Source organism: Paenibacillus sp. RU5M (assembly GCF_900221055.1).
GTDB classification, from domain to species: Bacteria; Bacillota; Bacilli; order Paenibacillales; family Paenibacillaceae; genus Paenibacillus; species Paenibacillus marchantiae.
The window spans coordinates 877,024-889,258 of record NZ_OBQM01000002.1; the positions used below are offsets into that span (position 1 = coordinate 877,024).

Annotated in this window: 10 protein-coding genes; 5 read left to right on the forward strand and 5 right to left on the reverse strand. The window is 47.6% G+C overall.

Annotated elements, in window-relative coordinates; genetic code table 11:
• The first annotated feature begins 138 nt into the window (after positions 1-138).
• A complete protein-coding gene (locus CRO25_RS09865; RefSeq protein ID WP_053783698.1) occupies positions 139-774 on the forward strand; it encodes an HlyD family efflux transporter periplasmic adaptor subunit in 636 nt (211 codons plus the stop codon).
• 8 nt (positions 775-782) lie between these two features.
• Complete coding sequence (locus CRO25_RS09870; RefSeq protein WP_079694809.1) at positions 783-2,333, forward strand: DHA2 family efflux MFS transporter permease subunit; 1,551 nt, start codon at positions 783-785, stop codon at positions 2,331-2,333.
• A gap of 100 nt (positions 2,334-2,433) precedes the next feature.
• Here the strand turns inward: CRO25_RS09870 and CRO25_RS09875 are convergent, their stop codons facing one another.
• From CRO25_RS09875 to CRO25_RS09885, 3 genes are all read right to left on the reverse strand, one after another.
• A complete protein-coding gene (locus CRO25_RS09875) occupies positions 2,434-3,210 on the reverse strand; it encodes a polysaccharide deacetylase family protein (protein ID WP_079694810.1) in 777 nt (258 codons plus the stop codon).
• Between the two features lie 67 nt (positions 3,211-3,277).
• The gene (locus CRO25_RS09880; RefSeq protein ID WP_079694811.1) at positions 3,278-4,216 is read right to left on the reverse strand and encodes an aldo/keto reductase; all 939 of its coding nucleotides are present in this window, start codon (positions 4,214-4,216) and stop codon (positions 3,278-3,280) included.
• An 88-nt stretch (positions 4,217-4,304) separates the two neighbouring features.
• Complete coding sequence (locus CRO25_RS09885; protein ID WP_063564743.1) at positions 4,305-6,329, reverse strand: Na+/H+ antiporter; 2,025 nt, start codon at positions 6,327-6,329, stop codon at positions 4,305-4,307.
• 213 nt (positions 6,330-6,542) lie between these two features.
• Here CRO25_RS09885 and CRO25_RS09890 point away from each other — a divergent pair, with 213 nt between their 5' ends.
• On the forward strand, positions 6,543-6,842 hold the full coding sequence (locus CRO25_RS09890; protein ID WP_072732330.1) for a hypothetical protein: 300 nt from the start codon (positions 6,543-6,545) through the stop codon (positions 6,840-6,842).
• A gap of 87 nt (positions 6,843-6,929) precedes the next feature.
• Here CRO25_RS09890 and CRO25_RS09895 read toward each other — a convergent pair whose 3' ends face one another.
• Complete coding sequence (locus tag CRO25_RS09895; RefSeq protein WP_063564745.1) at positions 6,930-7,412, reverse strand: MarR family winged helix-turn-helix transcriptional regulator; 483 nt, start codon at positions 7,410-7,412, stop codon at positions 6,930-6,932.
• A gap of 189 nt (positions 7,413-7,601) precedes the next feature.
• Between CRO25_RS09895 and CRO25_RS09900 the strand changes: the two genes are divergently transcribed.
• Complete coding sequence (locus CRO25_RS09900) at positions 7,602-8,126, forward strand: NAD(P)H-dependent oxidoreductase (protein WP_063564746.1); 525 nt, start codon at positions 7,602-7,604, stop codon at positions 8,124-8,126.
• 252 nt (positions 8,127-8,378) lie between these two features.
• Positions 8,379-9,485, forward strand: a complete 1,107-nt coding sequence (locus CRO25_RS09905; RefSeq protein WP_079694812.1) for an FAD-dependent monooxygenase — start codon at positions 8,379-8,381, stop codon at positions 9,483-9,485.
• Positions 9,486-9,635: 150 nt separating this feature from the next.
• Here CRO25_RS09905 and CRO25_RS09910 read toward each other — a convergent pair whose 3' ends face one another.
• Positions 9,636-12,212: a glycoside hydrolase family 2 protein gene (locus tag CRO25_RS09910; RefSeq protein ID WP_079694813.1), complete on the reverse strand. Its 2,577-nt coding sequence runs from the start codon at positions 12,210-12,212 to the stop codon at positions 9,636-9,638.
• Between the last annotated feature and the right edge of the window lie 23 nt (positions 12,213-12,235).

Below are 12,235 nucleotides of genomic sequence, written 5' to 3' on the forward strand. Positions count from 1 at the left end.
TGCGAATAATATTTCACCTTGTTTCGTATAGAGCGACAAAGTAGCGGGAATGCTCCAAACAGGATTGTCAGCAGAAGACTTTCAGCACCAATCAAAGAGAAGGTTTACAGAAAACCGAATCGAGGAGGAATGATCAGCATGAATTCACGTGCCATTTTGATCAATATCATTGTTATACTGGTGATTTTGGGGGCCGGGGCTGCCGGGATCTACTATTACAACCAATCCACCAGCTACGTTAAAACCGATAATGCGCTTGTTACCGGGCAGCCTATCTCCGTGGCTTCCGCAGTAGGCGGTGAACTTCGATCCTGGAAAGGCAAGGTAGGTACAACATTTAATGCAGGCGATACTGTTGCCACCGTCACCGCTGCGGGAAAATCAACATCCGTGACGATGCCTGTTGATGGGACCATTGTACAACAGACCGCCGTCGAAAATTCACTAGTATCTGCAGGTACGCCCCTCGCACGGGCCTATGATTTCAATAACCTGTACGTGACGGCCAATGTAGACGAGACCGCGATTGATAAAATTAAAGCAGGTCAGATCGTCGATGTATATGTCGATGCATTTCCAGACACCACATTGACTGGCAAAGTAGACCAGATCGGACTTGCCACTGCGTCCTCCTTTTCACTACTGCCGTCGTCCAATACCAATGCGAATTACACCAAAGTAACACAAGTCATCCCGATCATCATTACAATCGAAGGATATAAAGGACTGGGTGTGGTTCCCGGCATGAGCGCTACCGTGCGCGTTCATATCTAAGGCTGCTGATGGATAATCAAAAAAACCAACTGCCACTTGGAAAAACCATCGCTGTCTTGCTACTTGGCGCATTTATCGCCATTCTGAACCAAACTTTGCTCAATGTAGCCATCCCCCATCTGATGAATGACTTTAACGTCTCAGCAACGACCGTGCAGTGGCTGTCCACAGCTTATTTGCTGGTGAACGGGGTACTCATTCCGATTACCGCCTACTTGATCGAGTCGTTCGGAACCCGCAAATTGTTCGTGACTGCGATGCTGTTGTTTACGTTAGGTTCATTGATCTGTGCCATCAGTCCTGGATTTACGGTCATGCTCATCGGTCGTATCGTACAAGCCAGTGGGGCCGGTATTATTATGCCTTTGGTTATGAACGTATTTCTGACTGTGTTTCCTCCAGAGAAACGGGGAACCGCCATGGGTACGATGGGTATTGCCATGATGTTTGCTCCGGCCATTGGCCCGACATTATCTGGATGGATCGTGGAACATTATACATGGCGCATTCTGTTCTATATGGTCATTCCGCTTGCCTTGCTTGATATTTTGTTTGCCTTCATTTGGCTGAGAAATGTGTCCAAGCTTACTTCGCCGAAATTTGATGGTTTTGGCGCATTATTCTCCACCATCGGTTTCGGCTTTCTGTTATATGGATTTAGCTCTGCCGGAGATAAAGGCTGGACCAGCGCGACAGTGCTGTTGACACTCATTATCGGAGTGCTCTTCATCGTCTTCTTTGTTCTCCGAGAAACGGCTATGAAGAACCCCCTGCTGGAATTTCGTGTATTCAAATACGACATCTTCACCATCTCGACGCTAGTCAGTGCAACGATTAATATGGCACTCTTTGGCGGGATGCTGCTGTTACCGATCTATCTGCAAAATATAAGGGGATTCTCTCCTCTGCAATCCGGGTTGTTGCTGCTGCCTGGTGCATTGCTAATGGGCGTCATGTCTCCCATCTCAGGAGCGCTGTTTGACCGGATTGGCTCTCGCCCCCTAGCCATTGTCGGTTTGATCATTACCGCCATCACCACCTTTGAGTTTAGTAAGTTGACGGGGGAGACGCCTTATGGTCACATCATGATGCTATACACGTTTCGTAGCTTCGGCATGTCCATGCTGATGATGTCTGTACAGACAGAGGGGTTAAATCAATTGCCGCCTCATCTCACCAGTCATGGTACGGCCATGTCCAATACGGTCAGACAGGTCGCTGGTTCGATCGGGACCGCCCTGCTCATCACCGTGATGGCGACACGTGCAGGTATTCATTTGGCGGATTACAGCAACACCGTGACCACAACCAATGTCGCACTGACAGAACAAGTGGGTATACTCGGCACGCAGATGGCTACTGCGGCTGGAATGCCGCCTGAGCAAGGTTCAAGCCTTGCATTACAGCAGCTCTATGGTATCGCTGTTCAGACGTCAACGATTGAAGGCATTAATGATGCTTTCATTGTAGCGACCTGGATTTCAATCATTGGTCTGTTTCTCTCATTATTCCTGCGGCGGGCTCGCTCCCGTCCTCGTAAAGTCAAGCCTGAACGCTAAAATGGCCTTGGGCAACCTATACCTACCCTTTTTAAATAAAAGGAAACAATAAAAAACCGCACGTCTCTTCAATCCAGAGACGTGCGGTTTTTGGCTTGTACTATGGATGCTGTGGTAAGGATGGATTGTCATCCTTTGCAGCCTCTCTCGCCTTAACGGCAAGCAGTTCCGATACAGTTACAAAACGATAACCTTGTTCCTGCAACTTGGGCAGAATCGTTTTTAACGCAGCAACCGTCTGGGACTTGCCCTCCACCTTGTCATGAAACAGAACAATGTCCCCGTTACGTGCGTTCTTCAGCACTTTGTTCACAATGGCTGATACGCCTGGTGAAGCCCAATCACGTGTGTCCTGATGCCAGGACCATAGCACAATCGTATAGCCTTGCTGCTTGGCGACCTGAATGACCATGTCATTGTAATAGCCTCCCGGGGGTCTAAACAACGTCGGACGCTGCGCCCCTGCTCCAACAATGGATTTCTCCGCTATGTTCATTTCATGGCTGTATTTATCCGCCCTTGTTGACCTGACCGCGTACGTATGTGCATACGTATGATTGGCGATTTCATGTCCTTCCCGCTGCTCCTGTTTAATCAGGTCAGGAAACTTTTCCGCCCATTTGCCAAGCACAAAAAAAGTGCCTTTGGCCTGGTACTGCTCGAGTAAAGCCAGAATTTGCGGAGTCTGGACCGGATCTGGCCCATCATCAAAGGTCAGTGCGATGAGTTTGTCATGTGTGGGAACCTCCCACACAATCTCTCCCCGTTCCTCATAATACTGTCGGTTCTTCTGCACAGGTTTGGCGTAGGCAGAACTGCTGCCAAGCAAAAAAACCAGCGTACACAATCCGATGCATCGGGCTGCCTTCAGGTTCATGTTTATGTCCTCTCTTTATCTTCAAACGTAAACTCCCTGTTAGCATTTCCCGATTCACCAGAACTATTTAACGAAATATTTGATCAATGACTGCAATTTCCTCAGCTGTGAGCTCAACATCCAGTGTTTTCAGATTGTTGATGACCTGCTCTGGTTTCTTGGCACCAGGAATGAGCGCATCAATGGACGGCTGAGTCAGGTACCAGGCCAGAACGAGATGGGCGACTTCAGTGTCCTTGGACTGTGCAATGCTACGTAGTTGTTCCACCTTATCCAGATTCTGAATAAAGGCTTCTCCAGTGAATAACGGGTTCTTCGCCCGTCCATCCTGGAAGGTTGTATCACGATTATATTTGCCACCCAGCAGACCTGCTGCCAGAGGGAAGTATGGTACAAAAGAAATATCATGCTCTGCCGTATAAGGCAGCAATTCCTTCTCCGCTTCTCTTTTGAACAAATTATATTCAGACTGCAGCACATCCACATCTCCATTCCGATTTGCCTCACGCAGCTGATCAATGGAGAAATTGGAAACTCCGATGGCACGGATTTTACCTTCGTCCTTCAAACGTTTCAGCGCACCTACAGCCTCATCCTTCGGTGTAAGTTCATCCGGGAAATGAATATAGAACAAGTCAATATAATCTGTCTGCAAGCGTTTCAATGCCTCATCTACAGAGGTTTTGAGGAAAGCAGGCGAGTTATCAAAGACTACGTTACCATCCACGAATTTATGTGCAGCTTTCGTTGCTATGATAGTATCTTGACGCTGACCCGTTTCTTTCAGCACTTCACCAATTAAGCGTTCTGAATGCTCAGGTCCATAGATGAAAGCAGTATCCAAAAAGTTAATGCCCTGTTTCAAAGCTGTACGAACGACATCCTTACCTGTCTCATCATTCAGCATATTCGGATAGATGTTATGTCCTCCTACTGCATTAGCCCCCAATCCAATCGGGTTAACAATCAGATCGGTTTTGCCCAAGCGAGTACGTTGTTCTGCCATGTCTCATCCATCTCCTTTTCTGAGCGTTGGTAACTCACATATATTATATCAGAGGGTTAAGCATATTTAAAATATCGGGTTTATCGGATTAGGTGTTTTTCAGCGCTGTAGCTTCCACATCATTGATGAAACGGCGGAGTTTTGCAGCCACATCGCGGTTAATTTCGCCATTTTCGTATAGCTGCTGTATGGTATTGCGCTGCTCCTGCATCGCCACCATTTGCAATTCCAGCTTTTCCTGATCAAATGGATCTTCCGTTTTGCCCTGATTCCAGGTGCGTAATTTGGCAATTACCCGCTCATATCTAGAGATGACCGACAGAGCCACAATCCGGTTACTATCGTTCATATGAGCACGAATCGCCTTGATCGCTGCTTCAGAGGTACGCATCTTCACTTGACGGAACAGATCTGCATTTTCAATCATAAATGGCTGATCCGGCTTCCGTGAACGATTCGTAAACACATGTCCAAACAATCGTCCAATTTCACTGAGTGAGAACATCATCTGTGTATTCGTGCGGTTTGCAAGCATCATTTCCTTTCGATCCAACCAACTGTTACATCTAAAGGCGGCTTCCGAAGCAATTACATTTTCATCCATCATATTCTCAATTTCTTTGCGTTCAGCCCGTGTACCGATGAGATTAATGGCTGTTTCCTGTTTTAAAATGTCCTTGCGCTTACCGGCAGTAAGCTCGCCAGCCGCCTGCCTGATATACTTCGACAGATCGGAAACAACCGCAAGCGCAGCAGCTTTATTCTGGTCGTTCATTTCCGACTTCACTGCACGAATGGCAGCATTCAGCATAATATCCTGTGCTTTTCGTTCCGTCGTTTGCGGTGTACCTTCTTCCGCTTTATCTTCGTTCTTCGCAAGAATAGGAAGGAACACACTTGCAGCAATCAGAGTGAACAGTATCACACCTGCGGCCAGGAAAATGATCAGATCCCTTTCAGGAAAAGGAGACCCGTCTTGGAGAACATAAGGAATGGAGAATGCCCCCGCCAGCGTTACAGCCCCTCTCACACCCGAAAGAGTAATGATCGTAACTTCTTTCAGCCGAGGCTTCCCGCTCGACAACGCCTCACCGGAATTTTCATTTCCTTTCCAGAACAGATAGATCCAGACAAAACGAAGTACCAACAATAGCACTGAAATGAGGCCCACATATCCGAGTACTTGAAGGTTATCAAACGAGACATTCTCGAAGATGGTACTCAGCACATCCGGGATCTGTACCCCCAGAATGACAAAGACCAATCCGTTCAAAATAAATAAAATGACAGACCAGGTACTGGCAGATACCACCTGCATCTTCAGTTGTACAGACTCGGTCCGATCACGCTCAATTGCATGAATGATCCCGCCAGCGACGACCGCAAGAATGCCCGAAACACCGACCTCTTCACTGACCAGATAAATGACGAAGGGCGTTAGAATTTGCAATAACATATGAATCGTTACATCTTCCATCCCCAGACGCCGAATCCAGACACCCAATCGGATCAACAGGAACGATAATAAGGCACCAATCAGCAACCCGCCAATCGCGATAAGTATAAAACTAAATGACGCCTGAGCCAGGGAAAATACCCCTGTAACCGTGGCGGCAATCGCAAATTTGAATGCAACCAGACCGGATGCATCATTCATCAATGCTTCTCCCTCAAGAAGCCTATGTATGCTCTTGGGTAAATGCACACGACCTGCCATAGCGCCTACAGCCACAGCGTCTGTCGGGGACAGAATTGCCGCAAGTGCAAAAGCCGCAGGAAGCGGAATGGTTGGAATAAGCCAGTGAATGGCATATCCTGCCACGACAACCGTTACAAATACAAGGCCCAGGGCCAGCAGAAGGATGGGCGCTCTTAGATTCCACAGCTCGTGCCTCGGTGTTCGCTTCCCGTCGTTGTACAGCAACGGAGCGATAAAGAGTACGAAAAACAATTCCGGATTCAGTGGCAGATGCACACCCGCAGGTAATAGTGCAATGGCTACACCGAGAACAATCTGAATCAACGGAATGGGGATAAAGGGTACAAATCGGTTCAAAATATTCGATAAACCGATCAGTACCAGCAAAACAAGCACGGCGATAAATAGTTCCATGATGACAATCCCTTTCCGAATAATGAAGTGGTGAAAACCATTTTGTGTACCTTATTTTAACATAAACCAAAGTTTATTATAAAAATGTTGTCATATTAATACCCGTCCAAAGCGAATGGACAACAGTCCGATTGCAGATTTCTGATTGGTTCTGTTTATAAGATGTTACAATATGCTCAGGACAATACCCGTTTGGAAAGGAACTTGGTGTCTATGGCATTTGGAATTAAACGACAGGAGCTGGCCGAGTGGAAAGAACGTGTATCTCGTGGCGACCTTGCCTATCTCACTCATTTCTGGATCGACAACCGTTTTCCGGGCATTACCAGTGTGACCAAAGTGGGCTGTTCGGATCTGAAACGGCTTGAGGACTGGTGTAGAGAGCATGGACTCGACCCACGTTACATCCATCGGCGTCAGCCTTTCCCCCATTTTGACCTGCTCGGTAAAAAACAGAAGGAAATTCTGATCCAGGAAGGTCTGACTGATCACATTCAACGTTTCCATCTTTAATTGAAAAAATTAAAACGCCAGCCTTCAAGATTCAAGTCCCAAAGCGGGCTCAAATTCTTGAAGGCTGGCGTTTTACACACCATATATTTAGCGATGCGTTTGTTCCAACGTTTTCATTTTTTCCAGCAGTTTCAGCTCAATTTTCTTCAGCATGCCAAACATCTGCAGTTGTTCCTCTTCCGTAAGCGCCTGCAAAAGTTCCCACGTCATCCGACCGCGATTATTAATCAACGTTCTTGCAAGCTGCTTCCCATCTTCAGTTAAAGACAACCATACAATTCTTCGGTCCTCTTCACTGCGCACCCGCTGGATCAGACCTTCGCTCTCCAGTTGATTCAGCACAATTGTGGTTGCTCCAGAAGATAGACTAAGTTGTCTGGCCACATCCACAGCCATACAGCGTTCTTCACGCAAAATCATGCCCAATATATGACTTTTCGTCGGATTCAATTTGCAGTTTGTTTCATTTCTTTGCTGCTGATCCAATACTTTATTTTTATATCTGAAGAAGGCCTCCAACAATTGATCGACATTTGCCAATTGAGAGTTTCGCTCCGTATCCGGGCTCATAAACGTTCCTCCTACCTTTGATCATAACCTACCTTATATTGTAACATATTTGTACTATTTTGTTTGTGAAAAATGCGCTTGTTTCCCAAAACCCTTTACTTGTCTGTAAAGTTCATGCTTATTTTGCCGTTTCATGTGACAAGCTACCTTATAGCATGAACAGATAACCACACAAGGAGGAATCAAGCAATGAACATTTATATTGTTTTCGATAGTGAAGGCGGTCATACACGAGCGCTTGCCGAGTCGATTGCTGCTGGCGCAGCCAGCGTGCATGGTGCAACCGTTCATTTGCATTCCACAGAAGAAGCCGACATTTACAAGCTGGTGGAAATGGACGCCATTATCTGGGGCTGCCCCGGACATTTTGGCTCCATCAGCTCCGGGTTGAAAAATTGGATCGACAAGCTGGGCTACCTCTGGGCAGAGGGCAAGCTTGTAGACAAAGTAGGTGCGGTGTTCTGTACCATCGCAACCGAGCATGGTGGACTGGAGTCAACGTTGATTCATCTGCTGACACCCATGCTCCATCAGGGCATGATCATTACCGGACTACCTGGAAACTTTGCAGATAATGCATTATATGGCTCCTATTATGGTGTTGGGGTGACTTGTCCGGTGGACAGTGATGATCTGCTCAGCGAACAGGGCATAGCACTGGGTAAAGCTCTGGGAGAACGCGTGGCTCGCATAACCAACCGACTGATCACATAGATATCAGAGTATTTCCCTTAAAAGAATTTGCTGTTCTTATCAAGCCTGCGCTCATAAGCTGAAAAGCAGTACCGCAGGCTTGAATCCTCCTTCCTGTAGAGAAATAGAAGGATTCTATTGCATTATTGGATTGAATTTGTTTATAATAACGTATATCTTTAAAGTTACTTTTAGTTACTTAATGATTTTTATAAATCTGTTATTATAAAGTAATAGGTTATTCATCCATTATATTGCAAGGGAATTTTACACATGAATCAAAATACGTATTTAAAAACTGACGTTTGTATTGTGGGAGCTGGCCCTGGAGGGGCGCTACTCTCATTCCTGCTGAAACGGCAGGGAATATCCACCATTCTGATCGAGCGCCAGCCGCACCTTCTTAAGTCGTTTCGTGGCGAAGTGCTTAATGCAGATGGTGAACATGTATTAAATAAACATGGGTTATACCCTTCTGTCACCCAGCGTGGCGTGCTGCCTCTGGAGCAAATTCAATATTGGGAGAACGGTCAGATCATCCACACCATTTTCCCTGGAGAGCAAGAATCCCATGTGGGCATTCATGTGCCTCAGGATCATCTGCTGGAAGTCATCGTGTCACAATCACAGAACCAGGAAAACGAACAAGTCCTTTATAATACGGTTATGACTGGATTATTACGGAATAAGGCTGACCACACGGTTGGCATCAACATTCGGCAAGAAGGACGGCCTGCTTCCATTGAAGCAGCGGTAATTGTTGGTGCAGATGGCAGATATTCAGCTGTACGCAAACACGCTGGTCTAACCCCGGATATCCGCAAACATGGGTACGACCTGTTATGGGCTCGCATCCCTGCTCCAGCAGGCTGGGAACCTGCTGTTCGGATGGCCAGTATGGATGGTCAGCAGTTGGCGCTATTCTCACAATTCGGAGGTTACGTGCAGATTGGATGGAACATTCCGCAAGGGTCCTTCTCCAAGTTGCGTGAACAGCCTTTTGCTCCCTTTGTACAGAAACTCGTGGCGGCCTTCCCCTGTCTCGCTGATTCGGTAGCTCAACATATCCAAACCTGGAGTGATTTTGTTTTGTTATCCGTAGAGAGCAGTTTCGCCGAATTATGGGCGCAGGACAACGTGGTCTTGCTTGGTGATGCCGCTCACACGATGACTCCAACGGGCGCTTTTGGATTGAATGCAGCATTGGAAGATGCAGACGTGCTCGCTGAGCTACTCATTGATATGGCCGCTGATCAATTCACTTCTACAGAGCGGCTGCAAGAGCTGCAGGCCAGACGTGGAGAAAAAGTGAAGCAGCAGTTGGCTAGGCAACTGGAGATGGAGTCTTCGTTCCAGCAGCGGTACGAATCTTTCCAATAATGGGGCGTGTTATTCACATACCACGTTAATCAACAAACAGCCGATGACTCCCTATTGGGGAAGCATCGGCTGTTTTCTTATGTTATGACTATACAGAATGTCACCAACGGTGAACCGGATTCCCAAAAGCTTTTGAAGCACAATTAGGAATCAGGCTTCACTGCCATTCATTGCGCTTACGCGTAGCTCAATCATCGGCAGAGACAACTTATCGGGATGACGCAATCTCACCGTACGGCTCTCACCAGGGAGAAGATCGAAATAGTTATCACTAAAACGAACGCGTCCGAGGGGCAGCTCGAGCTTCACCAACCGTGCAATTGCACCACTGGCTGTAACCGACACGGATTGCTCCTCTTCGTTCACATGCACACTGAGCTGAGATTGAGGCAGGTTAACATCCTTCGGATCACGTAAGAAATATCGATTGAGTGGTGCAGTGAAACCTTCGGCTACCAATTCAACCATCACTTCATCTGCCAATTTGCCTCCCAATACTTCCGCTTCGCTCAGCTCTGCAATGCGATTAGCGGATTGCGAACCTGTCTCCACATGATGCGAGCTGGAATATACTTTTTCCCCATTCAATCCATAGACATTAAGTCGAAGCTGTCCCTTCAGAGTGTCACGTGTATCATTCACAACCCATAACGTAAGCGGCTCACCCGGTTCATGTTCCAGAGACAGCAGTATCGGGTTAAAGAATACTTTTCCGTAATAAAAGGAGGCCTTCGGCAGTAGTTCGTAGTCAATCATGGACCAGCTTGTGCCTGGCCAGCTGTCATTCAGCTGCCACACAAGGGCTCCACTATTGCGATGATTGATCCGCCGGAAATGTTCAATGCCATACCGTAATCCTTCCGCCTGTGTCAGCATCGAGTAGTTCATGTACTCTTCAATATTTTGCGGAATGCCCGTATATCCTTCCATTAGAAGAATGCCTTTCTGATGATTGGTATCCTTATTCCGATAGGCCATTTCGGGGCTGCCCCAGTAAAATCGCCCTGCAGGCATGTTTTTCTCCAGTGTGTAGCGGTTGGCCGAGGCGTGCATGCCGAATTCACTGCTGAACAGGGCATTATCTTTTTTATAGTTTTTGAAAGTCACGCCCTCAATACTGTAATTCAGCAGTGGCGGCTCGCCGTGTTTTCGGGGATAAACGGAACCATGCCATACTTGCCAGTTATGACGATCCCCCAGAGCCGGATCGTTGGCATCATTGCCGTGACTGTCCCCATACGGTGAGGAAGGCCAGTATGGACGAGACGAATCCAGCCGCTCCAGCACTTCCGGTATCAGCTCATGGTAGATCAGCTCTCCATAGAAGGGGCTGGTAATATCTCCACTGGCGGACTTCATGTCATATAGCCAGTCAATTTCGTTATTGCCACACCAGAGTGCAAGCGAGGCACGATTGCGCAGGCGCAAGACATTATTTTCAACCTCATCCCGTACATTGTTCATGAAGTCCCGATTGAAATCAGGGAATAGGGCATTGGCAAAAGCAAAATCCTGCCACACCAGTACGCCTTGCCGATCACACTCATCATAGAAGACGTCCTTTTCATATATACCGCCCGCCCAGACACGCAGCATATTCATATGCCCTTCCACGGTCAACTCGATCAGCTCACGATACCGGGAGGCCGGGATGGCACCAATCAGATGGTCGGCCGGAATCCAGTTGGCTCCCTTCGCGTACACACGCACTCCGTTCAGGATAAACGTAAACGCATCCTCACCCTGCTCATTATGAAGCGCCAGTTCAATGGTTCGTACACCATAAGGCTCGTTGTAACGATCTACTTCCACCCCATCGGCAAATAGCGTAACTTCCATCCTGTACAAGTAAGGTTCACCCAAATCATGCGTCCACCATAATTGTGGTGAATCTAATTTTAGTATTGTATCGGCGAGACCATTTTCCACAACTGCTTCGGCTGACCGTGCCACTTCATGTCCACTCGCGTCCAGTAAACGGATATCACAAGACAGGGCCACCGCTTTTTCACGTTTCTGTCTGCTACGGAAAGACAATACGGACTTCACATCCGCAGTGACATGGACAACTGCTTGCTGCTTGCTGGCTGATTCGGTACGTGCAAATACGTTCTCCAGCTTTGCGATCGTTCGTCTTTCAAGACGTACCCCTCCCCAAATTCCTACGGTGACCATCCGTGGACCCCAGTCCCAACCGAAATTCATCGCAGCTTTGCGCAACCATGGCCGTTCCTTCGTATACGAAGACCAGTCAAACGTTTCCTTGTCTCTGTGATGCAGATAAAGGGGATCGAACTTGACCGCTAGGGCGTTCCAGCCATTACGAACTAGTGTAGTCACATCGAAATTATGGGACATGAGCATATTAGCCGTTTGCCCCACTTCATGTCCGTTCACATATACGGTGGCGAACGTATCCAACCCGTCGAATACTAACTCAAAGTACTCCTCTGCTTCCCCATCCTTCGACAGGTTGAAGCTAGTACGATACCACCATTCCTTCTGCTCGATCCATCGACTCTTGGCATCGTTATGCCCATAGTAGGGCGGATCAATGATGCTGCGTTCCACCAGAGCGGTGTGCACATCCCCTGGCACCTCCGCTCCGATCCAAAATCGATCATCCAGCGCTGCCGCTGCAACATCCATGGGCCGCTTCTCCCCAACCTCGAAATGCTGTATTTTCCATTGTCCTGACAAATCCTGACTTGAATTAATCATCTTCATCCTTGCCTCGCTCCCCAGTTTCC

Bases quoted from the DNA above. Each gene is read 5' to 3' on its own strand.
- CRO25_RS09885 (WP_063564743.1), bottom strand. From the start codon at position 6,329: ATGGAACTATTTATCGCCGTGCTTGTTTTGCTGGTACTGATCGGTTTA.
- CRO25_RS09880 (WP_079694811.1), bottom strand. From the start codon at position 4,216: ATGGCAGAACAACGTACTCGCTTGGGCAAAACCGATCTGATTGTTAAC.
- CRO25_RS09895 (WP_063564745.1), bottom strand. From the start codon at position 7,412: ATGAGCCCGGATACGGAGCGAAACTCTCAATTGGCAAATGTCGATCAA.
- CRO25_RS09875 (WP_079694810.1), bottom strand. From the start codon at position 3,210: ATGAACCTGAAGGCAGCCCGATGCATCGGATTGTGTACGCTGGTTTTT.
- CRO25_RS09905 (WP_079694812.1), top strand. From the start codon at position 8,379: ATGAATCAAAATACGTATTTAAAAACTGACGTTTGTATTGTGGGAGCT.
- CRO25_RS09870 (WP_079694809.1), top strand. From the start codon at position 783: ATGGATAATCAAAAAAACCAACTGCCACTTGGAAAAACCATCGCTGTC.
- CRO25_RS09900 (WP_063564746.1), top strand. From the start codon at position 7,602: ATGAACATTTATATTGTTTTCGATAGTGAAGGCGGTCATACACGAGCG.
- CRO25_RS09890 (WP_072732330.1), top strand. From the start codon at position 6,543: ATGGCATTTGGAATTAAACGACAGGAGCTGGCCGAGTGGAAAGAACGT.
- CRO25_RS09865 (WP_053783698.1), top strand. From the start codon at position 139: ATGAATTCACGTGCCATTTTGATCAATATCATTGTTATACTGGTGATT.
- CRO25_RS09910 (WP_079694813.1), bottom strand. From the start codon at position 12,212: ATGAAGATGATTAATTCAAGTCAGGATTTGTCAGGACAATGGAAAATA.